At 71.1% G+C, this 26,966-nt stretch carries 20 protein-coding genes; 10 read left to right on the plus strand and 10 right to left on the minus strand.

Annotation, left to right across the window (positions count from 1 at the left end; genetic code table 11):
- Positions 1-138 precede the first annotated feature (138 nt).
- The 3 genes from ACTWP9_RS03990 (at position 139) to ACTWP9_RS04000 (ending at position 4,487) form a co-directional block, all read left to right on the plus strand.
- Positions 139-1,053, plus strand: coding sequence for a Rieske 2Fe-2S domain-containing protein (locus tag ACTWP9_RS03990; protein ID WP_443244535.1), 915 nt, complete (start codon positions 139-141; stop codon positions 1,051-1,053).
- 157 nt (positions 1,054-1,210) lie between these two features.
- Positions 1,211-3,481 (plus strand): catalase, encoded by a 2,271-nt coding sequence (locus tag ACTWP9_RS03995; protein ID WP_443244536.1) that lies wholly within the window; start codon positions 1,211-1,213, stop codon positions 3,479-3,481.
- A 103-nt stretch (positions 3,482-3,584) separates the two neighbouring features.
- Positions 3,585-4,487 carry an SDR family oxidoreductase gene (locus ACTWP9_RS04000; protein ID WP_443244537.1) on the plus strand — a complete coding sequence of 301 codons (903 nt, stop codon included), beginning with the start codon at positions 3,585-3,587 and terminating at the stop codon, positions 4,485-4,487.
- 31 nt (positions 4,488-4,518) lie between these two features.
- On the opposite strand, the gene ACTWP9_RS04005 is transcribed toward ACTWP9_RS04000, so the two are convergent.
- On the minus strand, positions 4,519-4,806 hold the full coding sequence (locus tag ACTWP9_RS04005) for a CDGSH iron-sulfur domain-containing protein (protein WP_443244538.1): 288 nt from the start codon (positions 4,804-4,806) through the stop codon (positions 4,519-4,521).
- On the minus strand, positions 4,787-5,440 hold the full coding sequence (locus tag ACTWP9_RS04010; RefSeq protein WP_443244539.1) for a HemK2/MTQ2 family protein methyltransferase: 654 nt from the start codon (positions 5,438-5,440) through the stop codon (positions 4,787-4,789). Before ACTWP9_RS04010 ends, ACTWP9_RS04005 begins: the two co-directional genes overlap by 20 nt.
- Before the next feature lie 137 nt (positions 5,441-5,577).
- Between ACTWP9_RS04010 and ACTWP9_RS04015 the strand changes: the two genes are divergently transcribed.
- On the plus strand, positions 5,578-6,174 hold the full coding sequence (locus ACTWP9_RS04015) for a hemerythrin domain-containing protein (protein ID WP_443244540.1): 597 nt from the start codon (positions 5,578-5,580) through the stop codon (positions 6,172-6,174).
- 2 nt (positions 6,175-6,176) lie between these two features.
- Here the strand turns inward: ACTWP9_RS04015 and ACTWP9_RS04020 are convergent, their stop codons facing one another.
- Complete coding sequence (locus ACTWP9_RS04020; RefSeq protein ID WP_443244541.1) at positions 6,177-7,304, minus strand: YihY/virulence factor BrkB family protein; 1,128 nt, start codon at positions 7,302-7,304, stop codon at positions 6,177-6,179.
- Between the two features lie 334 nt (positions 7,305-7,638).
- On the minus strand, positions 7,639-8,118 hold the full coding sequence (locus ACTWP9_RS04025; RefSeq protein WP_443244542.1) for an SPW repeat protein: 480 nt from the start codon (positions 8,116-8,118) through the stop codon (positions 7,639-7,641).
- A 161-nt stretch (positions 8,119-8,279) separates the two neighbouring features.
- On the opposite strand from ACTWP9_RS04025, the gene ACTWP9_RS04030 reads away from it, so the two are divergent.
- Both ACTWP9_RS04030 and ACTWP9_RS04035 read left to right on the plus strand, forming a co-directional pair.
- The gene (locus ACTWP9_RS04030) at positions 8,280-8,417 is read left to right on the plus strand and encodes a hypothetical protein (protein WP_443244543.1); all 138 of its coding nucleotides are present in this window, start codon (positions 8,280-8,282) and stop codon (positions 8,415-8,417) included.
- Between the two features lie 153 nt (positions 8,418-8,570).
- The gene (locus tag ACTWP9_RS04035; RefSeq protein ID WP_443244544.1) at positions 8,571-8,831 is read left to right on the plus strand and encodes a WXG100 family type VII secretion target; all 261 of its coding nucleotides are present in this window, start codon (positions 8,571-8,573) and stop codon (positions 8,829-8,831) included.
- Between the two features lie 109 nt (positions 8,832-8,940).
- On the opposite strand, the gene ACTWP9_RS04040 is transcribed toward ACTWP9_RS04035, so the two are convergent.
- On the minus strand, positions 8,941-13,365 hold the full coding sequence (locus tag ACTWP9_RS04040) for an FtsK/SpoIIIE domain-containing protein (RefSeq protein WP_443244545.1): 4,425 nt from the start codon (positions 13,363-13,365) through the stop codon (positions 8,941-8,943).
- Between the two features lie 182 nt (positions 13,366-13,547).
- Between ACTWP9_RS04040 and ACTWP9_RS04045 the strand changes: the two genes are divergently transcribed.
- The 4 genes from ACTWP9_RS04045 (at position 13,548) to ACTWP9_RS04060 (ending at position 18,101) form a co-directional block, all read left to right on the plus strand.
- Positions 13,548-13,850, plus strand: coding sequence for a hypothetical protein (locus ACTWP9_RS04045; protein WP_443244546.1), 303 nt, complete (start codon positions 13,548-13,550; stop codon positions 13,848-13,850).
- Complete coding sequence (locus tag ACTWP9_RS04050) at positions 13,850-15,574, plus strand: hypothetical protein (RefSeq protein ID WP_443244547.1); 1,725 nt, start codon at positions 13,850-13,852, stop codon at positions 15,572-15,574. Before ACTWP9_RS04045 ends, ACTWP9_RS04050 begins: the two co-directional genes overlap by 1 nt.
- A gap of 180 nt (positions 15,575-15,754) precedes the next feature.
- Positions 15,755-16,069 carry a hypothetical protein gene (locus ACTWP9_RS04055; protein ID WP_443244548.1) on the plus strand — a complete coding sequence of 105 codons (315 nt, stop codon included), beginning with the start codon at positions 15,755-15,757 and terminating at the stop codon, positions 16,067-16,069.
- 121 nt (positions 16,070-16,190) lie between these two features.
- Positions 16,191-18,101 (plus strand): hypothetical protein, encoded by a 1,911-nt coding sequence (locus ACTWP9_RS04060; protein ID WP_443244549.1) that lies wholly within the window; start codon positions 16,191-16,193, stop codon positions 18,099-18,101.
- A 135-nt stretch (positions 18,102-18,236) separates the two neighbouring features.
- Here the strand turns inward: ACTWP9_RS04060 and ACTWP9_RS04065 are convergent, their stop codons facing one another.
- Genes ACTWP9_RS04065 through ACTWP9_RS04085 form a run of 5 tightly spaced genes read right to left on the minus strand, consistent with a single transcriptional unit; the run spans position 18,237 to position 26,767 of the window.
- On the minus strand, positions 18,237-19,745 hold the full coding sequence (locus ACTWP9_RS04065) for a protein kinase domain-containing protein (RefSeq protein ID WP_443244550.1): 1,509 nt from the start codon (positions 19,743-19,745) through the stop codon (positions 18,237-18,239).
- Complete coding sequence (locus ACTWP9_RS04070) at positions 19,742-22,246, minus strand: DUF3488 and transglutaminase-like domain-containing protein (RefSeq protein WP_443244551.1); 2,505 nt, start codon at positions 22,244-22,246, stop codon at positions 19,742-19,744. The genes ACTWP9_RS04065 and ACTWP9_RS04070 overlap by 4 nt, the downstream gene beginning before the upstream one ends.
- Entirely contained in the window at positions 22,243-23,418 is a 1,176-nt protein-coding gene (locus ACTWP9_RS04075) for a DUF58 domain-containing protein (RefSeq protein ID WP_443244552.1), read from the minus strand. Before ACTWP9_RS04075 ends, ACTWP9_RS04070 begins: the two co-directional genes overlap by 4 nt.
- The gene (locus ACTWP9_RS04080; protein WP_443244553.1) at positions 23,418-24,419 is read right to left on the minus strand and encodes an AAA family ATPase; all 1,002 of its coding nucleotides are present in this window, start codon (positions 24,417-24,419) and stop codon (positions 23,418-23,420) included. The genes ACTWP9_RS04075 and ACTWP9_RS04080 overlap by 1 nt, the downstream gene beginning before the upstream one ends.
- Positions 24,410-26,767, minus strand: coding sequence for a fibronectin type III domain-containing protein (locus ACTWP9_RS04085; RefSeq protein WP_443244554.1), 2,358 nt, complete (start codon positions 26,765-26,767; stop codon positions 24,410-24,412). Before ACTWP9_RS04085 ends, ACTWP9_RS04080 begins: the two co-directional genes overlap by 10 nt.
- Positions 26,768-26,966 lie beyond the last annotated feature (199 nt).

The raw sequence follows: 26,966 nt of genomic DNA on the forward strand, positions 1-26,966 counted from the left end.
CGGCACACCAACGGCGGCGAACGCGGCCCGGATCGCGGTTCGGACCGCGGATCGAACTGTGGGCCCGGGACGGCGGCTGACGGAGTGGTGCGCGCCGCGGACCGTTTGTCCGCGGCCAGGTGTGGCAACCGGAGCGATATGTCCTCCGAAACGTCGTCCAAGTCGTCCGACACATCGGCTGCAACGCCGTCCGAAGCTTCTTCGCTCCCCGCATGGCTCGACAGGCTGGGTACGCTCCGCGCCCTGGACCCCGCGATCGGCCCGCTCCGCAGCGCCGTCAAGAAGAGTCCGCTCAGCAGGTTCCGCGACGTACTGCACGGCACCTGGCTGGGACACCCGCTGCACCCCGCGCTGGTGCAGGTCCCCATCGGGGCCTGGTCCTCGGCGGCGCTGCTGGACCTGATGCCCGGTACGCGACGCGCCGGCCGGGTGCTGATCGGCACCGGGGTGGTCGCCGCGCTTCCCGCTGCGGTCAGCGGCGCGACCGACTGGACAGAGCTGCACAAGCCGCAGCTGCGGGTGGGACTGGTCCATGCGGCGGCCAACGTCGCGGCCCTCGGTCTGTACACGGCTTCCCTGGCGGCCCGGTTGCGCGGCCGCGAGTGCCGGGGGCGGCTGCTGGGCTTCGGCGGGCTGACCGTCGCAGGTGTGGGCGGGCTGCTCGGCGGCCATCTCGCCTTCCGGCAGTCGGCGGGCCCCAACAAGGCCGAGCCGGTACCGCACCTCGTCGAACCCGGCTGGCACCCGGTGGGCAAGGCCGACAGTTTCCCCGTCGGCCAGCCGACGAGCGCCGTGCTCGGCGAAGTCGGGCTGCTGGTCTACCGCGAGCCCGCGGGGCCGGTACGGGTGCTGGCCGACCGGTGCGCCCACCAGTCGGGCCCGCTGTCCCAGGGCACGGTGGCCGAGGGCTGTGTGACCTGCCCCTGGCACGGCAGCACCTTCCGGCTCTCGGACGGCTGGAACGTACGCGGCCCTGCCACCGCACCGCAGCCCAGCTTCGAGGCACGGGAGCGGGACGGCATGCTGGAGGTGCGCCTGCCGGAAGCGGGCTGAGGCAGTGTCGATGAGGTAATGCGCCGTCAGTTCCCCCGCAGTGGGGCGAGCTTCCGGGGCCTGCGGCATCAGCGGATACTTCCGATACCTCCCGTTTCGGAGCGGGACGGCCGGGTTACCCCTGCGGTGGTCCGTCCCACTCGCTCTTGGAGGTCCCATGGCCGGCCCGACCCACGAGAACCGGAACGGGGAGCCGTTCATCCCCGGACGTCCAGCACCCGAAGCACCCCCCGTGGAGGAGCCGACCACCCCGCGCGAGCCGCTGCCGCCCAAACAGGACCAGTCGGGCCCCGAGGTGTACTCCGCGACCGGCGAGCACATCGGGGGTACCTCCCGGCCGGAGGCCGGGGGAGTGGACCCGGCGGTACGGGCCCAGACGGGCGGCCGGCTCACGACGGCGCAGGGCCTGCGGCTGTACGACACCGACCACTCCCTCAAGGCCGGTGAGCGCGGGCCCGTACTGCTTCAGGACCACCATCTGCGGGAGAAGATCACCCACTTCGACCACGAACGGATCCCGGAGCGGGTGGTGCACGCAAGGGGCGCCGCGGCGCACGGCGTCTTCCGCGGCTACGGCACCGGCTCGAAGATCTGCAAGGCGGCCTTCCTCGGCAAGGACGTCGAGACCCCTGTCTTCGTACGCTTCTCCACCGTGCTCGGCTCCCGCGGCTCCGCCGACACGGTGCGCGACACCCGAGGCTTCGCCACGAAGTTCTACACCGCGCAGGGCACCTTCGACCTCGTGGGGAACAACATCCCGGTCTTCTTCATCCAGGACGCCATCAAGTTCCCCGACGTCATCCACGCAGGCAAGCCGCATCCGGACCGGGAGATCCCGCAGGCGCAGAGCGCGCATGACACCTTCTGGGACTTCGTCTCGCTGCACACCGAGGCCACCCACCACACCATCTGGGCCATGTCCGACCGGGCCATCCCGCGCTCGTTCCGGATGATGGAGGGCTTCGGCGTGCACACCTTCCGGCTCGTCGACGAGCAGGGCGGCACCACCCTGGTGAAGTTCCACTGGAAGCCCAGGCTCGGTGTGCACTCGATGACCTGGGAGGAAGCGCAGATCACCGGCGGCATGGACCCGGACTTCCACCGCCGTGACCTGGCCGACGCCATCGAGGCGGGCGCCTTTCCCGAGTGGGAGCTGGGCATCCAGACCTTCCCCGACACCCCCGATCAGACGTTCGAGGGCATCGACCTGCTCGACCCGACCAAGATCGTGCCCGAGGAGTGGGCACCGGTGCAGCCCCTCGGGCTGATGACGCTCACCGCCAACCCCTCCAACTTCTTCGCCGAGACCGAGCAGGTCGCCTTCCACCCCGGCCATCTGGTGCCCGGCATCGACATCACCGACGACCCGCTGCTGGCCGGCCGGCTCTTCTCGTACCTCGACACCCAGATCACCCGGCTGGGCGGTCCCAACTTCGCGCAGGCGCCCATCAACCGGCCGCACGCACCGATCAACGACATGACACGGGACGGTATGCACCAGACCGCGGTGCACAGCGGCGTGGCGCCCTTCCGCCCCAACTCGCTGGACGGCGGCTGCCCGTTCCTGGCCGGCGCCGGGGAGGGGGCTTACGTGGAGAGCCCGGTCACCGTCCCGCAGGCGTCCAAGGTGCGGGCGGCCCCCGCGTCCTTCAGCGACCACACCAGCCACCCGCGGCGCTTCTACCTCAGCCTCAGCCCGGTCGAGCGGGAGCACGTCATCGCCGCGTACACCTTCGAGCTGAGCAAGTGTTACGAGCAGTCCATCAAGGAGCGCCAGCTGCGGGTGCTCGCCGACATCGACCCGGAGCTGTGCGCCTCGGTGGCGGCCGGGCTCGGCCTCCCGGCCCCCGAGCCCTCCGGCCCGCTCCCCGACGTGACCCCCAGCCCGGCGCTGTCCCAAGTCGGCCGCAGCTGGCCCACCGACGGCCGGGTCGTCGGCATCGTCGCCGACGAGAACAGCGACCTGGCGGCGCTGTCCACGCTGCGCACCACCATCCACGACGGGGGAATGGTGCCACTCGTCATCGCCCCGCACGGCGGTGAACTCGCGGGCGCCGGCGGGCCCGTCGTCGTCCAGCGGACCTTCGCAGGCGCCCGCTCCATCGAGTTCGACGCCGTACTGCTCGCCGCAGCACCCGGCATCGGCGGTGACGCCCACGGGGCCCGCGACGCCAAGGCGGGCCTGCACACCGGCAGCGGCGGCATCGACCCGCGCGTCCTGCTGCTGGTCTCCGAGGCGTTCCGGCACGCCAAGGCACTGGGCGCGTGGGGAGCCGGCGCCGACGTGCTTGCCGCGGCCGGGTGCCCGCAGGACGCGGCCGGCGTCGTGGTGGCCGACGACCCGCGTTCCGTGTTCAGCCGGGTCACCGAGCTGCTGACGGAGCACCGGGCCTGGGACCGCTTCCCGGCGGGCGCATCCGCGGGCTGACCATCCGGCGGCCGGGCCCGGAACCACCTCCCGACCCGCCCGCCCCTCCCGGAAAGGGCGGACGGGTGCCGACCGACCGCGAACCGAAGACAGAGGAGGAAACATGAGCGCAGCAGACAACGGCACCCCGCCGACCGGTGGGCATCCCGCCGACAAGCACCCCAAGCCGGAGTTTCCGCAGCAGGAGCAGACCCATCCTGGTGACACCGAGGCCATGGAGCCGCGCCCCGACCACGGCGAGCGCAGCTACCGGGGCAGCGGCCGGCTGACCGGCCGGCGCACCCTGATCACCGGCGGGGACTCGGGCATCGGACGCGCCGTCGCGCTCGCCTACGCCCGCGAGGGGGCCGACGTCGCCTTCGGCCATCTGCCCGAGGAGGAGAACGAGGCCCAGGAGACGACCCGGCTGGTGGAGGAGGCGGGCCGCCGCGCCGTTCCCGTGGCCTGCGACATCCGCCAGGAAGCCGAGTGCCGCCGGCTGGTCGAGCGCGCGGTGCGGGAGTTGGGCGGGATCGACGTACTCGTCAACAACGCGGCCTTCCAGATGGCGCAGTCCGCCGGTATCGACGACATCAGCACCGAGCAGTTCGACCGTGTGGTGCGCACCAATCTCTACGGCATGTTCTGGATCACCAAGATGGCGCTCGCGCACATCCCGCAGGGCGGCTGCATCATCAACAGCACCTCGGTACAGGCGTATCAGCCCAAGCCGTATCTGCTCGACTACGCCATGACCAAGGGCGCCATCGTCACCTTCACCCAGGGCCTCGCGCAGAATCTGGCCGAGCGCGGCATCCGCGTCAACGCCGTCGCGCCCGGCCCGGTGTGGACGCCGCTGATCCCCTCGACGCTCCCCGACACCTCCGAGTTCGGCGCCAAGAGCCTGCTGCAACGGCCCGCGCAGCCCGCCGAGATGGCGCCGGGCTATGTCTTCCTCGCTTCCGAGGACGCCAACTACGTGACTGCGGAGATCCTCAACGCCACCGGCGGCATACCGCTGCCCTGAGCCGCGGGGGTGGGCGGCACCCATCGATCGACTACGCGGTGGGGTCGCCACCTCCCTGAGCGTCACCGGTCCGGGAGGTGACGTCCCTGTCCCGGGAGGGGGAGCGGGAGCGGCGGCGGTGGCTGGTGTCGCACCAGGGGTAGGTGCGGCTGCGGCGGCAGGTGCACAGCGCCGTCATGAAACGGTCGGAGACGACCGTACGCCCGTCGTCGAGCCGGACCTCCACGGGGCCCTCCACCAGCACCGGTCCGCCCTGCTCCAGAGTCACACGCCGTCGGTCGCGGCGTGGCTCGTCCTGCTCACCGGGTGAGGTCGGCACGGATGACCACCAGTTCCTCGTGTCGCTGTCCAGGGGCGATCAGTTGCTGTTGCTCCAGCCAGTGCGCCCGTTCCCGAAGCAGCGGGCCGAACGGCTGGATACGGCGTGCGGTCACCGCTGCCTTCAGCCCGCCCTGGTGCAGCATGTCCAGCGTCCGCTGCGGACCGCACAGCGCGGAGTGCACCACCAGCAGTACACCGTGCACGGCGAGCAACTGCGGTGCGGCCCGGCACAGCCGGTCCAGCACTTTGCGTCCGTCCTGTCCGGCGTTCCAGGCACGCGCCCGGCGCCCGGCGTGCCTGTCCGGTTCCGCGTGCGGTACGTACGGAGGGTTGGCGGTCACGATGTCGAAGCGGCCCGCAGCGTGAGCCAAGAAGTCCCCGCGGTGCGCCCGTACGGGCAGCTTCCGCAGCCGGGCGTTCCAGGCGGCCGCCAGCGCGGCCCGGGCTGAGATATCCACGGCGTGCACCTCGGCGGCGCCCAGCCGCGCGCCCGCCAGCGCGACCACGCCGGTGCCGGTGCAGACGTCCAGCATCCGCGTACCGCGCGGTACGGCCGCGTCGTGGAGGGCTTCGAGCAGCAGTTCGGAATCGCCTTGCGGGGCGTACACCCCTGGCGGTCTCAGGAGCCACACGCGCCACTGGGTTCCTTGGAAGACGCCGCCGAAACGTTCTCTGCCTCTCCGTACACGGTCGGACCGCGGAGGTTAGCCGGGTACGCCCCGCGGGGACCCGAGGAGCCCCGGAACAGCGGCCCGCGGGAGGAGATGCCATGACACACGGTGGAACGGTCATCGAAGAACTCACCGCCGACCACCGTGAGGTGGAGGAGCTCTTCGCCAAGATCGAGGCGCTGCCGCCCGGACACGAGGCGCGCAAGCAGTATGCCGAGCGGGCCGTGATCGAACTGGTGCGGCACTCCGTGGCGGAAGAGGAGTATCTGTACCCGGCCGTACGCTCCCATGTGGTCGGCGGAGAGGCTCTCGCGGACAGGGAGCTGGAGGACCACAAGGGCGTCGAGCGGCTGATGAGGGACCTGGAGGGGCTGGGCGGCGAGGACCCGGCCTTCGACCACATCCTGACCAGCCTGATCCAGGAGGTCCGTATCCATGTGCGGGACGAGGAGGACAACCTCTTCCCGCGGCTCAAGGAGGTGCTGCCACCCCCGGAGCTCTCCGACCTCGGCGGCAAGGTCCGGCACGCCAAGAAGACCGCTCCCACCCGCCCGCACCGCGCGAGCCCCCACGAGCCCCATGCCCTCAAGGCCCTGGCCCCGGGCGTCGGCCTCGTCGACCGCGCCCGCGACGCGTTCACCGGCCGCGGCAAGGTGGAGGAGGAACCCGACCACCGAGGCGAAGCCCAGCCTTAGCCTCAGCCCGGGCCCGGCCTGCGGGGCGACGGCTCCTCACCGGAGGTGGAATCGGGCGGCGCATCGGACGAGGAATCGGACGTGGAATCGGACGGGGGATCGGGCGGCGGATCGGGTGGCGGGTCCTCGGCGGGCGGGGCGCCCGGGGGTGGCCGCTGGTGGAAGTCCACGCTGACGGTCTCGAAGCCCTTGAACGTCTCGGTGGTGGCATAGGAGGCGTACGCTTTCCGGTCGGCCCAGTTCAGCCACACCCGGTCGGTGAACGGCGTCAGCAGGCTGCGGGGCCAGAGCCGGTGGGCACGCACCACGCTCACCTCGGCCGCCACCACGAAGATCAGCGCGCCGAGATAGATCCAGCCGAGCAGACCGAGCACGATGCCGAACATCCCGTACGTCGAGCTCGCCCCACGCAGCACGTTGGTGGCGTAGTACCCGCCGGCCCATTGCAGCAGCTGCCATGCGCAGGCACCGCCGACGGACTCGGCCCACAGCCGTCGCAGAGCCACCTGATGGTGGGTGAGGAAGGTGTAGGTGGCCAGCAGCAGCCCGGCGTTGACGGCCACCGCCACCAGCGCGATCGTCGCCCGCAGCCCGGTGCCCAGGTCGGTGCCGAACGCCCGGGACTCCGAGGTCGCGAGCGACAGCAGCAGCGTCACGGACAGCCCGCACGCCACCGTCATCAGGAACAGCATCCCCTTCATCCGTGACTTGAAGGGATCGTGCCGCTTGTACCGGGGTACCGCCCACATCTTGTTGAGGCCGTACTGCGCGGCCTGCGCGGCTCCCAGACTGCCGTAGAGGCTTCCGGCGACACCGACAGCAAGCGCGATGCCGTTGCTGCGGAACGCATGGATACGGCCCCGCAGCTGGTCACCGAGCACCGGGAACTCGCCGAGCACCGAGTTCAGCAACCGCCGCTGGAGCTCCGGGTTGTCCTCGAGGAAGAAGCCGAGCCCCGAGACGAACAGCAGCAGCATGGGGAAGATCGACAGGAAGGTGTAGTACGTGAGCAAGGCGACCAGATAGAGGGCCTGGTCGTCGAAGATCTTGTAGACGACGGCGAGGGGCAGACCCGCCCAGCGGTGCCGCTGCTGAAAGGCGTCGATCCGCTGCGCCGTGCCCATGCCCATGGCCCGTCGGACGCCTCCTTGACTGCCCGTGTGCCGTGTCGCCGAGCCGCGGCCCTCCACCCGCATGCCGGCTGCGGCCCCTCATCACCCCAGCCAATCCCAGTCCGCCCCGGGCCGCACCCCCTGGCAGCCATCCGGCGGCGGCCGGAAGGCCGGAGCCGGAACCAACCGGAACCGGAGCCGGTCGGGGGGAGGGGAACGGTCCGGGCCGGGAGCCGGGGCCGGGAAGTCATGGGAAACGGAGAACGGGCGGTGCGGTCGCTCGTCAGACCGCTCCGCCCGTCCGTACGCGCGTCGGATCCCGCGCGTCATGGCTTCATTCGGTGTCTTGTGCTCACGTCTCCCGTTCGCGCGTCACAGGCGCTGTACGCCGTTCTGTCGTCTTCCGCTTGCCCATGAGCGCCAACCCCATGATCGCGAATCCGCAGACGGCTGCCACACCTCCCGCGACCACATTGTTGACCACGATCTGCGCCGTATCCGGAGCCCCGTTGATCACCCACTGCGAGATGATCACCCAGACTCCGAGCAGCGGCGCTGTCCAACCCAGCAGATGTGTCCGCTCGTAAGCGGAACCGAACCCGAGGGCGAGCACCGCGAACGCCAGCCCCACGATGAGGTTGCTCACCGTCAGAGTGGTCGATCCGTTGAACCCGACCACCCACGGAGAGATCGCGATGTAGAGACCGGTGAGGAAGGTCAGCCCCTCGACGAGCTGTGCGACCGGAGTGGATCCGGCCTTCTCGTACCGGGCGCGCATCTCCACGAGATCCGGGTGGTGCTCGATGGTGCTGCCGGTAGTAGGCACTGCCATGGTCGTCCTCCTTCCTAGGAGCGCCTGCGGCGAACGGCGGAAACCGTCCACCACCTACCCCGAGTGACCAACAATCGGGATAAATCACCCCATACAGTGTGATTTATATCACACCTGAACGGATTGGCCATTCGAGCACTCTCTGTAACTGAGGGAGCACGGTGAGCGTCGTCACCATCAAGGGGGACGTCGGGCCGATCATCCAGAGCGGCCTGATCGCGGCGAGATGGACGATGCGCGCCGCTACGCGGGTGGCCTCGACCGAGCCACGGGGCCCCAACGGCCCGGCCCGGCGTTGACGGCAAGCACAGGCCGGGCCGGACCCGGCTTCTGCCGGGCGCGACAAGGGCGTTGACGGTCTGTGACACGATCCGTACCCGGTTCACCGCGGAGTGCGTTACCGTGCTGCAAGACGTGTCAAAGCCGGAATACGGGGAGGGTTCCTTATGGGAATGAACGGTGCTGATCTGCAGCAGCTGCGGGATCTGGCGGGCAAGTTCGACGGTGACGCCACCACGCTTCAGGGGCTTATCACCAGCCTCCAGAGCGCCTGCAACAACAGCGGCGGCTACTGGAAGGGCGGCAAGGCGGACCAGTTCCGTACCGAGTGGGAGGGGCTGAAGCCGACCTTCGACAGGTTCGTGCAGACGCTGCAGGACGCGGGAAGCGCCGCTCGGACCAACGCGGACAACATCGACCAGGCCACCAACTGATCCGCTCCTGACCGATCCAGCACGGAAGGGCCGCAGCCGCTGTCGGCTGCGGCCCGTCTGTGTGTGCGGTGCCGGCCCCCGGCGGCGTGCGGGTGCCGGCACCCGGCGCTCAGACGTCCGTGACGGCCTGCACCGGCAGCATCTCCCCGCTGAGCACCAGCAGCCCGCGTCCCGCCACGCCGGAGGCGGCGGCGCGGGGAAGCCGGATGTTGAACAGTTCGCCCTCCGAGTTGTTCTGCGGCGAGAGCAGCAGCCCGCTGCGGGCGCGCCGGGATTCCCTGACGAAGCCGCGGTACTGCGAGGTCAGCGAGTCGGTGGTACCGGCAGCCACCAGCCCGTGGCCGCCGTCCACGCCGCTGCGCACCACAGCCTCCAGCACGGAGTCCAGCGGCGTGTCGTAGACCAGTTCGGCGTCGTCGACGACCACCGCGTACCGGCCGCCCTCGGCGGCCCGCTCCAGCAACTCCTGCAGCGGCGCCGCGTCCGTCGTCTCCCGTATCACGCCCAGTACCCCCGGCTCGTTCTCCAGCTCGCGCAGCGGCGTGCGTTTGGGGGTGACGACGACGAGGGGCAGGCCCGCGCGCAGCAGCGACCGTGCCGCAGCGCACACCGAGGTGGAGCGGCCCGACTTGGGCGGGCCCGCGATGACGAAGCCGGGGCCGTGCTGGGACAGGTCGACACCGAGCGGGCCGAGCTCGTCGCCGCCCACGCCCACCAGCGCCCACAGCGGGGACGGCGGGGCGAACTCCGGGTCCAGCGCCAGTGCCTCGCCCGTGGTGGCGCGCCCCGGAAGGGCGTCCACCCGCATGGGGCGCAGGCCGCGTGGCGGGCGGCCGTGCGTGGTGGCGGCACGCTCGGCGATGCGCCGGATGGCACTCACCTGCGCCTGGCCGGAGGGGTCCGGGTCCAGCAGCGCGATCTGGCTCTCCAGCACCCCGTCGTCACCGGGCTGCAGAGTGCGGCCCGGCGGGAGGTGGGAGGGCACCTCCCGGGGCGTCAAGCCGGCCGTGGTGTAGTCGTTGGGGTCGGCCAGCCGCAGGATGAGCCGGTCGCCGAAGGAGGAGGAGACGACGCCCGACAGGCCGTTGCGTCCCGCGGTCATCACCACCCGCAGACCGACGGAGGGCCCCTCGCGGAACAGCTGGGTCATGGCGTCGATGAGCTTGCCGTAGTCGTACGACTCGAAAGCGGCGGTGTAGCTCTCCCAGCCGTCCAGCAGCAGCACCAGCCACGGCAGCCGCTCCTCGGGGGAGACGGCGGATGCGCGCTGTTCGGCGACGTTGGCCGCGCCTGCCCGCGCCAGGATCTGCTGGCGGCGGGCGATCTCCGTCTGAAGCCGGGCCAGCAGCCGGGTGAGCCGGTCGGGCTGGTCCCGGGTGACGACTGCGCCGCAGTGCGGCAGAACGGAGAGCGGCACCAGCGCGTTGGAGCCGCAGTCCACGCCGTACAGGTGCACATCGGCCGGGGAGGCGATGTCGGCCAGCGAGGCGGCGATCGTGCGCAGGGCTGTCGAACGGCCCGAGCGCGGCCCGCCGACCAGCAGCAGATGGTCGCCGTCCACCAGATCCAGGGTCAGCGCCTCGCGCGCCTGCCGCGCCGGTACGTCGGTGACGCCGAACACCGCGGGCGGCACATCGCTGCGGCGGTCGGCCGCCGGGCGGGGCACCTCGGCCACCGTCACCAGGTCGGACAGCGGCTCCAGCCAAGGCCGGTACGGCTCCTCGCACTTCAGCGCCACGGCACTCTCGCCCACGGCCTCGACCAGCAGCGCCAGGTCCGTCAGCGGATCGTCGTCCGGGCGGCTGGACGGCCTGGGCCGGGTGGGCGCCGGAAGGCCCAGGTCCGGCCAGGCGACCGGCACGGCCCAGGGCTCGCTGGTCTGTTCCGCGGCGGTCTGCGGCCTGCGCCCGCCGACGCGGCCCGACTGGAACGGCAGCAGCGAGGAGGCGCCCAGCCGCACCAGCGCCCGCCCCGGAGTGCTCTTGGAGATGTACGCGGAGTCGGGCGCGTCGATGACGTCCTGGCTCTCGGAGTTGTCGGTCACCCGCAGCGCGATCCGCAGGTTGGTGTTGGCGCGGATCTCCGGCGAGACCACACCGCTGGGCCGCTGGGTGGCGAGGATCAGATGGACGCCCAGGGAGCGGCCCCGCTGGGCGATGTTGACCAGACCGGTGACGAAGTCCGGCAGCTCCCGGGCCATCGAGGCGAACTCGTCGACGACGATCAGCAGCCGGGGCAGCGGCGCCAGGGACGGGTCGCGGCGGGCGGCCCGGTCGTACGCCTCGATGTCCTTGGCGCCGACCGGCTCCAGGATCCGCTCGCGGCGCCGTACCTCCGCGTCGAGCGAGACCAGCGCCCGCTTCACCAGGTGCGAGTCGAGGTCCGTCACCATGCCGACGGTGTGCGGCAGTTGCTCGCAGCCCTTGAAGGCGGCGCCGCCTTTGTAGTCGACGAGTACGAAGTTCATCGCGTCCGGCCGGTTGACCACCGCCAGCGACGCCACCAGCGTTTGCAGCAGCTCCGACTTACCGGATCCGGTGGTGCCCGCGACCAGCCCGTGCGGTCCGTCCCGCACCAGGTCGATGGTGAACGCGCCGTCGAAGGAGGCGCCGACCACGGCGGCGGTCGACCGGCCGCCCGCCGCCCAGCGCGCCGTGATCGCGGCGGCCGACGGCGGCTCCAGGTCCAGCAGGTCCAGCAGCCGGCAGGAGTCGGGCAGGGCGCCGGACTCCTTCTCGCTCACATCGCGGACCGGCGCCATGGCGCGCGCCACGGACTCGCACCAGGCGGGCGGTACGCAGTCCGGCCGTACCGACTGCACCGGGTTCTCGCCGAACTGCGACACCTGCAACAGCCCGAAGTGGTCCTCCTCCACCAGCGCCCGGCACTCCTCGGGCAGCAGCCCCCGGTCCGCGTCCAGACACACCAGGTGGATCCCGAAGCGGGGCCCCTCACGCAGCAGTTGGGTCAGCCCGGGCAGCGCGCGCAGCCTGCGGGAACCGTCGAGGACGACGAGGACGGAAGGGCCGCGCCACTGGTCGTCGGCGCCGGGACGGCGTTCGCCTGCGGCCTCCTGGCGGGCGTTCAGCAGCGCCAGCAGTTCGCTGATCCGGCGGGCCACGCTCTCCATCTCGGTGCCCAGCAGCGCCACCGCGCTCCGGCCCTCGCGCCCGCGGGCGTGCGGCAGCCACCGCACCCACTCCCAGCTCTCGCGGCCGGACGGATCGGTCAGCACACAGATGCTGAGGTCCGTCGGACTGTGCAGCACCGACGCCTGCGCGACCAGCCAGCGTCCGACGGCGCGGGGCAGCTCGCCGCGGCCCGCCACGCCGAGGATGCCGTGGGTCCGCAGCGGGATGCTCACCGGGACGTCGGTCAGCATCCGCGGCTCGGTACGCCGGTGTTCCTGCTGGTTGGGGTCGCTCACCTCCACCTCGGAGGGCTGCGTGCCGGTGCCGACGCGCAGCACGCCGTAGTCGTCGTCCTCCAGCCGTCGCTCCCACAGCCGCTGCCCGGGTCCGGTGGCGACGACGTACAGCTCGGCCGGGTCGGGGCAGGCCAGCCGGCGCGCGGCCGTCTCCTCGGCCATCGCCTTGAGCGCCTGGTACTCGATGGAGACCTTGTGCTGCTCGTACTCGCGGAGCTTGCGGCGGTACGACGTCCGGCCGTGCCGGCGGTCGTAGAAGTGGTTGGCGACGAGCGTGACCGGGGTCAGCACGGCCATGATCATGTAGATGGCGCTGCCTAGTATCACCACCATCGCGATGGCGGCCAGCAGCGGCGCAAGCGCGACCGCCCACGGCAGCGGCCGCTTCTCGGACTGCGTGGGCCTGGACGGCAGTTGGAACTGTGTCTTACGCGCTGAGGGCTTGATCCGCGGCGGCCGGTTGTAATCCAGGCCCGTACCATCCTGCGAGGGCTTGAGCGCGGCGTTCGGGAAGCTGGGCTCGCGCAGCTCGAACAGCGAGTGCCCCGCGGCGACCACGCCCCGCTGCCGCCACGTTCCGGGCTGCTCCAGCTGGTGGCCGTCCATCGTGACGCTGCTGCCGAACGCCGGGGTGACGGTCACCGTGCCGTCGACGGCCACATCGATCTCGCAGGCCGAGCTGGGCAGCGTGCTGTCCGCCGGCCGCACCCACGCCTCCGGCCCACTGCCGACGACGGCGACGCCCGGCCCCAGCCGGTACACCCGCCCCGAGTCCGGGCCGCCCACCACCCGCACCTCCACAGGGCCCTGCGCTTCGGGCTGCGGGCATGCGCCGGGCGCTCCCACGGAGACCGTCGCGCCGTCCCGGACGGGGGAGTCGGCCACCGGGAGGGCGGGATCGAGGGGGTAGCCGTTGACGAAGAGGGCTGGCGCACCGTCGCCGCCCGGAGCGCTGCCGTCCGGTCGGCCGCGGTCCGGTGCGGTGCCGCCCAGCTGCCGGGCGACCTCCCGTGCGACGGTTCCGACTGCGGCGTCGGGCTCGACATCCACCAGCAGGTCCGCACGCCGCCCGCCCGCGGCGTCGGCGGCAGTAAGCCGCAGTTCCATATGAGCTCTCCCCCGGGGTCGGCCGGTGTCCGTTCCGTGGTTCAGACTCGTCGGCCATTGCACTGATGCGCTCTGCTCTGCGTAGCAATCATGCAACAGAGCGCTCGCGTCCAACAGTTCGTCCTACGATCGAGATACCGCTCGACGGTGGCTGATCAGGACCAGGGGGAACGTTGGGAGCGATGAGACCGGGGGAGACACCGGAGCAGGCGCGGGCTCGGGCCTTGCGCCTTCGGCAGCACGCAGCACAGGCCCGCACCCTCGCCGGTTCGCTGGGCTCCACGCTGAGCTCGGGGGTGGCCAAGGCGACTGCCGACGGCGTGTGGAGCGGCCCGTACGCCGAACGCATCACAGGAGCGCTGCGCAACTACCAGGGTTCGCTGGAGAGCATGGCCAACGGGCTGCGCACCAGCGCACAGACCTGGGAGAACCAGGCCGATCTGCTCGACCAGGAGGCAGCCGCGGCCGGTACGGGGGGTCGCTGATGGGACAGTTCCAAGGCTTGGATCCGGCGGGGGTACGGGAGCTGGCCGGGCACCTGGACACGGTGGCCGGCTCGATGGTGCCCATGCACCGGCAGCTGACACAGATCCTGCAGGCGGCAGCCAACGATGTGGCGCCGCAGCGGGTGAGCACCAGCCCGGAACTCGACCCGGTGCTCACCACCCTCCAGCTGCCGGGTGGAGCGCCGCTGCCGTTGCCGCAAACCTCCAGCGTGACCGACTTCCCCGTGGAACTGTTTCCGCATTCCATGTCGGCGGGGGCGCTTGCCGCCGGGCCGATGCCCGGCTCCGTCGATCCGTTCCTCCGCCAGACGGCGGCCGACATCCGTACCCGGTGCGACCGGCTGGAGCAGGTCGCTCAGGCCGCTCCGCTCGGCGCCCAACTGGACGCGGGCGCCCTCCTCGACTCCATGGTCGATCTCAATGCCACACCGAAGCCGAACGCGGGCGAGGACGCGATCGCCAAGTGGTGGGCGGGTCTGACACCGGCGCAGCGCGAGCAGTACCTGTATCTGAAGCCGGAGGTGCTGGAGACGCTCAAGGGGCTTCCCCCGGAGGTCCAGCAGCAGGCGGCGAGTCTGGCCTACTTCAAGGTGGTGCCCTACAAGACGTCGAGCGAGGAGAGCACGGGCGGCGTCAAGCTGTCGCTGGGCATCTTCGAGATCGGCCAGGGCTTCGCCTTCCGCACGGAGCAGATGAGCGACGGCACCTACCGCGTCACGATGATCAACAACGGGCAGGCCGGGGTCAAGGTCGACAACGGGGGAGCGCTGACTCTGAGCGGTGCGGTCAAGCTGGAGATCGGCGACACCTGGGTGTTCAGGGACAAGGCGGAAGCGGACCGGCTCCAGCAGGACATCCACCAGGTATTCATGCTGCGGCAGCAGGAGATGGCGCCCGACATGAACCCCATGGGCGTCGCCACGATGGAGATCGACAAGATTCTGAAGCGGATCGGTGAGCCACAGATCAAGACGGGCACGCTGGGGACGGAGGGGAGCCTCGAGATCGCAGGAGGGAACCTGACCGTCAACGCCAAGTTCGCCGGCAACATGTCCACCATCACCAGCACCCTCCCCGACAAGCCCCACACGGTGACGGAGAGCCGGGACTTCGTCGTGGAGGGCACGGCCGCCGCGGGCAACGGAAAGAAGATCGAGAGCGGGACTGTCCTCAACGGCACGATCCAGGTGGTCCGGGACAAGAACAACCCGGACCCCAACACCAACATCACCGCAGTCCGGCTCATCCGGACAGTGGAGGGGAAGCTCAACGGATCGTTCGGCGGCGAACTCGACGTCAAGGCCGCAGAGGTGTCCGGCTCCTACAAGTCAGGGGGCACCAACGCCAACGTGGTGACGGTCAACGTGCCGATCGGCGCAGCCCCCGACGAGCAGGCCGCCGCCCGGCAGTGGTTGCAGACGCCGCCCGGCTCCGCCCTGATCAACCCCGGTGTCCCGGCCGGCCCGCCGCCCCCCGACGCGGACCTTTTCACCAAACTGGCACACCAGCGGGGGCAGGTGAGCGCTGTCTCCTACCAGGGCAGGGCCACCGAGGTGAAGGCCGGTGCAAAGGTGACGATCGAGGGCATCCCCTTCGGCTTCGAGGGGACAGTGGGGGCGAAGGAGGATCACGTCGTCGGTCAGCAGTATCTCGGCGCTCCCGACCCGAAAACCGGCGAGCGGCGGTTCGTGCCCATCAAGTGACACCGCGGATACGGAGGAGATCGTCCCGTATTTTCGCCAGTGCACCGATGTGCTCAGCGGTGCGTAGCAATCCCGCAACAGCACGTCTGTGCGGGACGATTCGTCCTAGGATCGCAGGGTGCCGCCGAGGCCATCGGGCCCGGCGGCACCTTTGGCGATGCACAACAGGACGGGGGCGTGATGTGTGAGCACGGGGACTCCGACGAGCAAATGGTGGACAGCCCGCTCTACGCGGAGCTTTCGCAGCTGCGGCAGAGCGTGGCCTCCCAGAAGGAAAGCATTGCGACCACCCTGGACCGCGCAGCGTCCGACATGGGCGGTGGCGGGGTCTGGGAAGGGTCGGTTGCGGACGGGTTCGCCTCGGAGATCGAGGGCCGCAAGGGCGAGGTGCAAAGCCTGGCCCAGGAGATCGTGGACGAGGTGGATGCGGTGATCAACAGCACGCCGAAGCAGGTAACGCTCAGCTGGGCGCGGGCTTACCGCAACGCAATGTGAACGGGCTGTTCCGAGCGCGTCGTACGAGGGTACGAGGGGGGAGACGTCGGTGAGCACTCCGCCGGCAGATGGGTCCGGATCCGGAACGTTCAGCGGAATCGACCCGGGGCGACTCAAGGAAATGATCGATTCACTGGTGACCGGCGCCGACGTACTGCAGGGCGCCAACGGCTGGAGCCGGCGGTTCCTCCAGTTCGGCGTGGAGACCAGCGGCCTGAACCGGCTGGTGGCCATCGGGGTCTGGGTGGAACAGCATCTGCCCGATCTCAAACGCCGCTGCGACCTGGCGCAGGCCATGGAGCAGAACCACCCGGATTCCGGCAGCACGATGGTCCAGGTGCCGGACGACTTCCTCTCGCTCTCGGACGCCCAGCGCAAGGGCAAGGAGCTGGCCGACCGGATGAACCAGATCGACCAGGTCGACGGTTCGGGCGCCGAGGAGATACACGCCATCGCCGGTGAACTGGCCCGCTACCAGGACGATCCGGAGGTGCTGGCCGCGTTCTACGCGAACCTGGGTGACAACCGCCTCTCCACGCTGCCGACGTGGCTGGCCCAGTCGGGGAGCACGACCGCTCAGGAAGACCTCGAGACCTTCAGCCGGACCCTGGGGACGGCCAGCAGCGCCGCGTACCTGGCCACGCCCGGCTTCGACAAAGTCACGCAGATGATGCTGAGCCCGTCGGAGTACCCGGGGGACGCCTGGGACCGGCTCGCCCTGATGCAGTACGGGCACTTCCCCACCGAGTACATCGAGACGGCGGCGAAGAACCTGGCCCTGGACCAGTTCGCCCAGGACCCGGACGGCCAGGACTGGCGTGGCACCTCGATGTCGGACGCCGCCAAGTTGGGCCTCAGCGAGGACAATCTTGCACTCGCCCTCAACCTGCTGGGGAAGGACGGCGTCGCCGCCCGCCACGTGCTCAACGGCATGTACCAGGGTGCCTCCGACAAGACGTACGACGTCTTCCTCGATTACGCCTGGTCGCACGGCTCGGGCGACGACGTCGCCGCCGGACTGGGCCTGGCCATTGAGGCCGGATCCGGCGTGGGGACCGAGCAGCCGGGTCAGCACAGCATGGCCGCCTCCGAGTTCGCCTTCAACGCCATGAGGTACATGGCCGGCAAAGGGAAGGACGAGACCCCCTGGTCGATGAAGACATCCATGGCGAACCTGGGCGCCTCCTACATCCACGAGCTGACGACCGGATCCCGCGGTACGGACGCGGAGGGCCACCCGTCGAGCATGACCAAGCCTGCCAACTGGACCGACCTTGCGGGTATCACCCCGGCCTTCTACCTGAGTCAGGATGACACCAAGAACTTCCTGACGACGTTCTCAAACAACCAGTCGGCCACAGACATCTTCGACACTGCAGCAGGCCAGTTCAGCGATCAGGCCCTCAGGGAAGCGGCGGAGATCGACGCCGACGCCGTGGCCGGCGGGGGCGAGGACCCGGAGCAGTTCTCCCGGCTCTCCGGAGCCTTCGGCAGCTTGGCCCAGATGCAGTACGACGCGGAACTCGCGGCCGGGAAGGACATGGACGAGCAGGCGGCCTCGGTCCGCAATTTCTTCAAGGACGTAGCCACCCTCGGCCTGGGGGAGGCCACCATTGCCCAGGAGGCCCTCAACTACGGCTGGAAGGCCGTCAAGTTCGCCATCGGCAAGGGCGCCGGAAGCTGGGCGGAAGGCGAAAATCCGGAGCAGCAGCGGGTGACCGAGGAGTACCAGAACTACGACCAGATCCAGAAGTACCGCATGACCCAGATTCTGTACGAGTCCGGCTATCCGGTGCAGCCGCCGCCCCCGCAGGAGCTTCTCAACGCGGACGGCAGCCTCAAGTCGCTCGACCAGCTCCAGCAGGAGGCGCAGAACGAGGCGGACGGCGGAGATCCCACCGAGATCTTCCAGCAGAAGCTCAAAGCGCTGAGCGACTGGTCGGACTCCACCTCGGCGGCGGACAACGACACGTTCGACAACAAAGCCGAGGAAGCGGCTGAACGTGCGGGCGGTGTCGCCCCGAGCGAGTGAACCTCGCGGGAGCGAGCACCCACCTTGGTCGTTGCGGCGGACTTGTTCCGCCGCAACTGGGGTACCTCCCGGCCGAAGGCCGGGGGTCGGGGGAGCAACCACCGACCACAGGATCCGGCGGAAAAATCGACGGGCTCAGCCGGGCTGCTCCCCCCTGTCACACACCGACTCCGCAGAAGCCAGCCCCACGCTGCCGTCGGCGGTCTGCACCAGTGAGGTGACCACGTAACAGGAGCCGGGCTTCACGGGCGGGGAGGAGAAGATGACGCTCGGCTCGTCCGCGTTGGTGTTCTTCACCTTCACCGTCTCGCCGTCGCGGGACTGCGCGGTGATGGCGTAGCCGTAGACGGGCTGCGGCTTCTTCGGCTTGCTCCAGACGACCTGCACCTGCTTGCCGACCCTGGTGACCTTCACGTCCTGGGCCTGGAAGTCCGGGACCTGGCCCCTGGGCAGTGGGTGCGCTGATCTGGCGGGTTTTTTCGGGGGCTTGTCGGCGCTCTCGTGCTTCGCCTGGTTCGCGGACCGCACCAGGAACAGCGCCAGCCCGGCCCCACCCACCAGCAGCAGTGCCCCGACGGCGGCCAGCACCCGGTTGCGGCTGCGGCGGCGGCGTGCGACGGCCTCCGGCGAGTCGGGGTCGTCGTCCGTCTCCGGCGGCGGCTGGGTCAGGGCGTCGTCGGCGGGGTCCCAGCCCGGGAGCGGAATCTCGGGCTCGGCCTCCGGCTGCAGATCCGGAACCCGGGACGCGCACGAGACGGGCAGCAGCATCCGCAGGATGCGGTGCACCTCCGTCAGCGGCGGCCGCCCCTCCGCATGCGGAGCCGTCATCCGGTGCAGCAGCGCGTACAGCGGCTCGGGCACATCGCCGCGCGGCAGCCGGGGCAGCTCACCTGCCAGCGCCGCCTCGTACGGCGCCGAGCCACCCTGGCGTACCGCCTCGGCGCGTGCGGGCTCACCGGCCAGCAGCGCGTACAGCGTCGCGCCCAGCGCGTACACATCGGCGGCGGGCCCCGGGGCCTCCCAGCCGAACATCTCCCGCGCCGCGTACGCCGGGTCGAAGACGGCGCCCTGGGACGGTACGGCACGCTGGAGTACGCGGCCGAGCGCGTGCCCGGCCAGCAGCGGGCCGCCTTGGGCGTCGAAGAGGATGTTCGCCGGGCGCACATCCAGATGCAGCACGCCGCGGCGGTGCGAGGAGTGCAGCGCCAGGGCCAGTCGTACGCCGATCACCAGCACGTCCTCGACCGGGAGCGGGCCGGAGGCCGTCAGCCGGTCCTGGGCCGAGCCGCCCGGGCAGAACTCCTCCACCACATACAGCTGTTCAGCGCTGGTGGCCCCGGCGTCGATGACCGTGGCGGCGCACGGGTGCTTGGCGGCAGCGCCGGCGGCCAGCAGCTCGGAGTGCGCGGCGAGGCGGCGCGCGGGGTCCTCCACCCTCGGCGCCGGCACCGTGACGGCCACCTCCCGGCCGCTGGACACCTCCTGGCACAGCACGACCGTGCTGTGCGCACCCGTGACGAGAACTCGCCGCGGCTGGTAGCCGTCGGGCAGGACAGGCGCGATGTCGGCGGATGCGGAGGGAGCCGCGGCGGCGGGGCCGGTCGTACCCGTCTTCGCGGTTCCCCAGCTCGGGGTGGCGTTCACTGGCGTGCTCCTGATCGGCTGTGACGTAGCAACGTGCGGGGCCGCAGCGCCCGTTTGACCCGCTCACGGCGCGGTACCGTCCGCGCGACGACCTCCTCGATCGCATCGCAGTGCCGCCAGGCGGCGTCCGCGGTCGCCTCGTCAGGCGTCCGGCCCCCGTAGCCGACCTCGTTCACCAGCCGGGCCAGCGCGGGCAGTTGTTCGCTGCTGCTGCCGCCGATCCGCCCGGTTCCGAAGGCCGCCACCTCGGTCGCGGTGTGTGCCGCGGTGGGCGGCAGCCCGATCTCGGTGAGCCGGTCGACGATCTGCTGCCAGGCGCCCAGCACCCGCTGCCCCGGATCGCGGGCGCCACGGCGCCGGCTGCGGATGCGGTACGGGGCCCAGGCCGCATAGCCGCCGTACGCCAGGAGCAGCACCAGCACCGCCAGCGGCGCGTACGCCCACGCGGGCAGTCCGCCGCCGTCGTCCGGTGCCGCCTTGCTGTCCCGGTCCTTGCCGTCGTCCTGCTGCTTGGGCGGTACGGACGGCCGTGGCTTTTCGGCGATGTCCCGGTCGGCCTTCTCGCGCTCCTTGGGCTGGCCGGCCGGCGGGACGGACGAGCCGTCCTTGGACGCCTGCCCCGGCGTCGGATAGAACGGCACCCAGCCGACGCCCTTGAACCGCACCTCCGGCCAGGCCAGCGCGTCCCGCCCGGTCAGTTGTGTGGTGCCCTTCTTGTCGGCGCCGTCCGCGCGGAAGCCGACCGCGACCCGCGTCGGCAGCCCCAGCGTCCGCGCCATCACGGCGAACGAGGCGGCGAACTGCTCCGAGGTGCCGTGCTTGCCCGTGGTGAGGAAGAACTCCAGGTTCCGATAGGCGTGCCCGGGAATCGACTTGGGGTCGAAGCGGTAGCGCTCGCGCAACCAGGAGGCGAGCTTGTGCGCCTGCTCGTACGGGTAGCTGCTGCCGGCCGTTGCGGTGGCCGCCAGCTTCGAGAACGTCTCGACCGCCTTGATCGGCTTGCCCGTCGCGTCGGTACGGGGCAGCGTCGTGTACGCGGGCCCGTTCGGCACTGCCGCGTACTGGAGCCGCTTCGCGTCGAACACCGGCGCCTGTGAGACGGCGGTGTAGGACAGCCCGCGATTGACCCGGGTACCGGTGGCGCCGCCCTTACCGAGGGCGAGCACACCGCTGGCCGGATCGACGGCGAGCTGCCTCCCCTCGCGATCGGCCCCGTCACCCTGATGCTTGGCACTGCCCTTGGTGCTCTTGCCGGTGACCTCCACCGAGGAGGGCCGGTCCGCAGCGGGCAGCCAGATGCCGGGCAGGTCCTGGATGGTCACCCGCTGCTCCACGCGCTCGCGGCGGCCCGGATCGGCGCCCAGCTGCGGGGGCACCCGGCCGCCGGAGCGGGCCAGTTCGGCGCCGGCCGTCCACTTCACTCCGTCGTAGCGGTCCAGCACGGCGAGCCGCCAGTTGTGGGCCTTCCCGGCGGTCCGCGCCGTGAACAGCCGCGTCTGCGGGTGCTGGAGCCAGGCACCCACCTGGTCGAGGGGGCTGGTGGACTGCGGGTGGACGGTGGGCGGGCGAACATCCTGGCGCAGGTCGAACGGCTCGCGTGAGGACAGCCCCGGCAGCCGCGGCCCGAGCAGCGCCGCGGCCAGCGCCAGTACGGCGACGACGGGCAGCCCGGTGCTCAGGGCCCGTACGGTGCCGCGCCGGGCCGCCCGCGACCGCAGCAGCACCAGCAGCGCCGTACAGGCCACCAGACCCGTCGCAGGCAGCGTGTTGGAGCCGGGCCCCGAGACGCCCAGCACCAGCGGAAAGCCGAAGGCCAGCACCGGCGGCAGCGCGGGCAGCAGCGGCGAGCGGGTCCGCAGCGCCAGCTCGGTGGCGGTGAGCGAGGCCAGCCACACCACCGCATGCGGCAGTACGAGGAAGTCCGGTCCGGTCGGCGCGGGCAGGATCGTGGTGAGGATCGCATGCGGCGAGTCCAGCAGCGCCGACCAGACCTCACCGACGGCACCGCCCGAGGCGAGCCCGCCCGCCGAGTCCTGGAACAGCGTCACGCGCGCCGTCACCAACCACACCACGGCACCCAGCACCAGCGAGGGCCACAGCGGCGCCGGGCGTCCCTTGCGGCCCTGCGCCAGGAACAGCCCGGCCGCGACCGCCATCGGCACCAGCACGGCAACCACCAGCACGGGAAGCAGCGGCCCCGGTGGGAACACCCGGTGGAAGCCCAGCCCCGCACCGGCCAACAGCCCGGCGACGGGCAGCAGCGACCACAGGCGGCGGCGCAGCGACAGCCGGTGCGGCGCCGGTGGTGCCGTCCTCACCCGGCCGCCGCCGTGCCCGCTGCCGGTCGGCCCGTCGTCCGTGCCCTGGATCGTCGGCGCCGGCCCCGGCGCTTCGGCCGCCGTCGGACGCGGTGGCGCCCACGAGGGGCCGTCGTGACCGGCGGAGCTCGCGGGGCTCACGCCGGGCAGCGCGGCGGCACGGGGGCTGGAGGCCGGGCTCATCGCACCGCCTCCCAACGCCAGGCTGCCAGCAGGGAGTCGAGTCCTGTCACCCGCAGCTGCGGAACATCGCTGCCGACGCTGGGCGGCTCGTGCGGGTCGTCCTCACTCTGGGCCCCGGCCCGCAGCACCACCGTCCGGTCGAACCGGCGGCGCACCCGCTCCAGTGCGCTCAGCCCGGTGACATCACCCGTGCCGGTGATGACGGTGAGGGAGCCGCGGCGGCGCGCCCGCTCCAGATCGTCGAAGGCCCCCGCCGCCGAAGCGCGGTCCGAACGGCGCACCAGCGCCAGCCGGTCCAGCAGCGCCTCCGCGTCGTTGCCGCCCGCGCCGTCCGTGCGCAGCACCGGGCCGGTCTCGCTCAGCACATCGACGGGGAAGTTGGAGCGCGCGGCGGCGAACGCGACGGACGCGGCGCTGTCCACGGCCAGTTCGAAGTCGTCCTCGGTGCGGTAGGCGGCGGCCCGGGTGTCCAGTACGACCGTGGTGTGCGGCAGCGAGACATCCACCAGCTGCTTGACCATCAGCGTTCCGGTGCGGGCCGTGGACCGCCAGTGCACCCGCCGCAGATCGTCGCCGAGCACGTACTCGCGCAGCGCGTGGAAGGTCAGCGACCCTTCGTCCGCGGTGTCCGACGTCGGCCCCTCCACATGGTGCGCCGTACCCGAAGGCAGGACGGGCAGCAGACACACCCGCGGCCGCACCAGCAGGGTGTCCGTACCGCCCTCGCCGGGCCCGAAGACCCGTACCCGGCGGGCCAGTCCGAGCGGGTCCGTACGCTCCAGCCGCAGCGGGCCCAGCGCGATCCGGCCGCGCCGCTCGGTGGGCAGCGCATAGCGCACGGTGTGCTCGGCGCCCGCTGCGAGCGGCGGCACCTGGAGGGTGAGCGGCAGCTCGCCGCACTTGTCGGTGACCTCCAGCCCGCGCCGGGTGCGGCGGCCGGTGTTGCCGAGGGTGACGGAGCCCTCGGCGCGGTCCCCGCGCGCCACCTTGCGCGGAGTGACCCGGCGGCGCGCCGCGAGCTGCGGCGAGCGCCCCGTCCAGACAACAGCCACGCCCACCGCGAGCAGGCAGCCGACCCCGAGGATCGCCGCCTCCGCATAGCCGAACCCGTACCCGACCCCCGTGAGTGCCGCGCCGCCGACCAGTGCCCCCCAACCTGTCGGCGACAGCATCAGCCCTGTGCCCCCGCCTGCGGTACCGGAACCGTGGCCAGCGCCTCAGCGATGACATCGGCGCTGCTGCGGCCGCTCAGCTCCGCCTCCGGAGTGAGGATCAGCCGGTGCGCCAGCACCGGGCCCGCCAGCGCCTTGACGTCCTCCGGCAGCGCGTACGTCCGCCCCTGCGACGCGGCCCGCACCCGCACCGCACGCAGCAGTGCCACGGAACCGCGCGGGCTGGCGCCCAGCCGCACCTCGGGCAGCTCCCGGGTGGCCGCGACCACCCGCACCAGGTAGTCGTACAGCTGTGGCGCCACCTGGATCTGCCGGGCGACCTGGATGAACTCCGCGACGTGCTTGCCCGTCGCGATCGTCGGCAACTGCTCGATGCCCGGCTGCGACGCCGCGCCCGACAGCACGGCGACCTCGGAGGCGTGGTCCGGGTAGCCCAGGGTGACCTGCATCAGGAACCGGTCCAGCTGCGCCTCGGGCAGCGGATAGGTGCCGCCCATGTCCACCGAGTTCTGGGTGGCGATCACCATGAAGGGGCGCGGCACCGGGTGGGTGCTGCCGTCCGCGGTGACCTGCCGCTCCTCCATCACCTCGAGCATCGCGGACTGCGTCTTGGGCGAAGCGCGGTTGACCTCGTCGCCGAGCACGATGTTGGCGAAGACCGGGCCCGGCAGGAACTCGAACGTGCCGGTGTTCTGCCGGTAGATGGTCACCCCGGTGATGTCCGAGGGCAACAGGTCGGGCGTGAACTGCACCCGGTGCCAGCTGGCTTCCAGCGAGGCGGCCAGACAGCGCGCCAGCGTTGTCTTGCCGGTCCCCGGTACGTCCTCGATGAGCAGGTGTCCTTCCGAGAACAGGCACACCAGTGCCAGTTCCACGGTGTCCCGCTTGCCCTTGACGACCCGCTCGATGTTGTCGCCGAGCGCGTGGAAGCACTGGGCGAGCAGCGCGACGGACTCCGGAGAGGCTGTGGAGGCGGGCGATTGGTGGTTTTCTAGTCGCACTTCCAGACCTCCGGGGAGAACTTTCCTTCTTTGTGGTTGCTGGTACCGACCCACAGGTCGCTGATGTAGGCGGTGCCGCCCTCCCACTCGATCCGGTCCCAGACGTTGCTCTTCCACTTGTAGGTGTCGTGCTCCTCCGGGCTGCCCTCGACCTGGCAGATCACCTTCAGCTCGGGAGTCTGTCCGGCGGGCACGCTGCCTCGGCGCTCTCCGGCCGTGGTGCTGGGCTGGCTGCGGACGCCCACGTCATCACCGTCGTTCACGTTGTCGGCGACGCGGATCGTCTTCGTGTTGGACAGGTCGATCTGCTGCACGACGCTGCCGCCCGAGCCGGCCGCGTTCTTGGCGGCGATCGTCACGTTGTACGTCTGGAAGTTCTTCAGGTTCCGCAGCTGCGCCGCGGTGTTGCCCGGGTTGTTGTCGGTGTCGGGGCCCCCGCCGGTGACCGTGTACGTGGTGCCGTTCCCCGCGTTGGCGGGCGGCTGCCAGGTCAGGTCGATGCCCTTGCCGCCCTGCGGGAACGTGTACTTGACGTTCTGCGGCTGTCCCGGGGCCACGCACGGCCGGGCGGGCCCGGAGCGGCCCGATTCGACCTTCTGCCCGTCCGAGAAGTCCGCCTCCACGGTGAAGCTGTACTGCTGGTCGCAGGAGCCGCCCTGCACCTCGAAGGTGAACGGCCCGCCGGGGCCGATCCTGCCCGGCTTCACCTCGGCACCGGGCGGCGCGCCCTTGAGTCGGTACCCCGTCGGCTTCACCCCGGAGGAGGGGGCGAAGGAGACGCGGATGATGCCGGAGCCGGACTCCGCCTGCGGGACGCCGGGTGGCTGCGGCTTCGCGGGCTCGTCCTCGTCCGGTCCCGAGGGCTTGGGGGCCTTCGGTTTCGGTGCGGGCTTGCCGGGCTTGTCGCTGCGGCCCGGCTTCTCCGCCGGAGTGTCAGGGCCAGAAGGCGTGTCGTCCCGGCCCGGCCCCGAGGGGCCCTCGGGCAGCGGGTTGGGCGCTTCCGGGCCCGGCGCCGGATCGCGGCTGCCGTCGTCACCGGGGCGGTCGTTCTCCTTGGGCTTACGGCCGGAGGGCACATCGGTGTCGTACTTGTGCACGCGATTGACGTGCCCGGACGAGTTGATCACCACGGCTGTCGCGTTGTCCGCGTCGTTGACCCACAGCAGTCCGTCGCGGACGAACAGGCTCAACTTGCCGGGCTTGCCGGTCACCTTGACCGGCTTGGTGATCGCGGCCTCCTCGGTGTCGTAGACCTTCAGTGTCCCGTTGCTCTCGTCGGGCACGTACACCTTCGAGCCCAGCACCTGCGGTGTGCCGTACTCGTGGTTCGAGGAGCCGACGAACGCGGTCGTCAGCGAGCCCGTACGGGTGTTGACCAGCGCCATCCGGCCCGAGTTCTTCGCCAGTACCGGCACCACGTCCCCGGCGGTCGCCGCGGGGACCAGCACCGAACCGGGCCGCGCCTTGGTGATGTTGTCCGGCAGCTTGAACCGCATCCCGCTTCCCGTGCGCTTGAGCAGCGTCACGGTGCCACCCTTGGTGTCGGTCACCACCGGGCGGCCGTCGGCGAGGGTCATCACCAGCGTGGCGGGCTTGCTGCTCTTGCCCGCGACCTTGATGCCCGACGCCTTCTTGCCGTGCGGGAACGGTACGACCGTGCCCTTGCCCGGCACCGGAACCCACAGCGTGCCCTTCGGGTCAGCCACCGCCTTGCCCAACGGTCCCGAGCCCAGGTCGACCGGGGCGCCGATCGGCGTCGTACGCACCGGATCGATGCGCTGCACCCGCGCCTTGACCGGGTCGACGAGATACGCGTACCGGCCGCCGGAGACCAACTGCAGCCCCGTCCCATAGCGCGAGGACTGCTCGACAGTCAGCTGCGAGGGATCGATCCGTACGAGCTTGCCGGTCTTCTCGTCCAAGACCAGCACCGTCTTGCCGTCCTGCGCGATGGAGACCGGATGGTCGCCCATCCCGGGCAGCTTCACCTTGCCGTCCACGTCCCCGGTGAGGCCGTTGGCGTGCGCGGCCTCGCCGGTACGGGAACTGGTCAGCCAGGCGCCGACGTCGGCCAGATCGGGCACCGCACCCGCCTTGCCCGAGCCCACCACGATGGACGTACCGACCAGCGCGCTCACCGAACACAGCGCGATATAGCCGGTCGCCCGGCGCCGGTTGGGCCGCACGGCCGTCCAGGCCGACCTGGCCAGACCGGCACAGCGCTCCTTCAGCGCCGCGAACCCGCCCCGGCCGCGCTCCTGTTCGGCCTCTTTCGTCTCGTCGACCAGCCGCCGCGGACGCAGTCCCGGCGTCCGGCTCTCTTCGGAGCTCCCCCGAGCATCCGGCATCGACAGTCCCTCCCCGTCACCCGCATCCACGTCTCGACCGCGGTGCGCCGCCCTTGCAGGTTATCCAACCAACCGGCCTCATGGTCAGCGCCCTTCGCTGGCTGTGACAGGAGTATGACGTCATGGCCATGCCGTGACCGCCGATCGAGCCGACGCTACCGATCACCCTTCCCCGGTCATGTGTGACCAGATCATTTCT

It is taken from the genome of Streptomyces sp. 3N207 (genome assembly GCF_052246355.1).
Taxonomy (GTDB): domain Bacteria; phylum Actinomycetota; class Actinomycetes; order Streptomycetales; family Streptomycetaceae; genus Streptomyces.

Excerpts from the sequence above, each read along its gene's own strand:
- ACTWP9_RS03990 (WP_443244535.1), top strand. The coding sequence starts at position 139 with ATGTCCTCCGAAACGTCGTCCAAGTCGTCCGACACATCGGCTGCAACG.
- ACTWP9_RS03995 (WP_443244536.1), top strand. The coding sequence starts at position 1,211 with ATGGCCGGCCCGACCCACGAGAACCGGAACGGGGAGCCGTTCATCCCC.
- ACTWP9_RS04000 (WP_443244537.1), top strand. The coding sequence starts at position 3,585 with ATGAGCGCAGCAGACAACGGCACCCCGCCGACCGGTGGGCATCCCGCC.
- ACTWP9_RS04015 (WP_443244540.1), top strand. The coding sequence starts at position 5,578 with ATGACACACGGTGGAACGGTCATCGAAGAACTCACCGCCGACCACCGT.
- ACTWP9_RS04020 (WP_443244541.1), bottom strand. The coding sequence starts at position 7,304 with ATGGGCATGGGCACGGCGCAGCGGATCGACGCCTTTCAGCAGCGGCAC.
- ACTWP9_RS04025 (WP_443244542.1), bottom strand. The coding sequence starts at position 8,118 with ATGGCAGTGCCTACTACCGGCAGCACCATCGAGCACCACCCGGATCTC.
- ACTWP9_RS04035 (WP_443244544.1), top strand. The coding sequence starts at position 8,571 with ATGAACGGTGCTGATCTGCAGCAGCTGCGGGATCTGGCGGGCAAGTTC.
- ACTWP9_RS04040 (WP_443244545.1), bottom strand. The coding sequence starts at position 13,365 with ATGGAACTGCGGCTTACTGCCGCCGACGCCGCGGGCGGGCGGCGTGCG.
- ACTWP9_RS04045 (WP_443244546.1), top strand. The coding sequence starts at position 13,548 with ATGAGACCGGGGGAGACACCGGAGCAGGCGCGGGCTCGGGCCTTGCGC.
- ACTWP9_RS04050 (WP_443244547.1), top strand. The coding sequence starts at position 13,850 with ATGGGACAGTTCCAAGGCTTGGATCCGGCGGGGGTACGGGAGCTGGCC.
- ACTWP9_RS04055 (WP_443244548.1), top strand. The coding sequence starts at position 15,755 with ATGTGTGAGCACGGGGACTCCGACGAGCAAATGGTGGACAGCCCGCTC.
- ACTWP9_RS04060 (WP_443244549.1), top strand. The coding sequence starts at position 16,191 with ATGATCGATTCACTGGTGACCGGCGCCGACGTACTGCAGGGCGCCAAC.
- ACTWP9_RS04070 (WP_443244551.1), bottom strand. The coding sequence starts at position 22,246 with ATGAGCCCGGCCTCCAGCCCCCGTGCCGCCGCGCTGCCCGGCGTGAGC.
- ACTWP9_RS04075 (WP_443244552.1), bottom strand. The coding sequence starts at position 23,418 with ATGCTGTCGCCGACAGGTTGGGGGGCACTGGTCGGCGGCGCGGCACTC.
- ACTWP9_RS04085 (WP_443244554.1), bottom strand. The coding sequence starts at position 26,767 with ATGCCGGATGCTCGGGGGAGCTCCGAAGAGAGCCGGACGCCGGGACTG.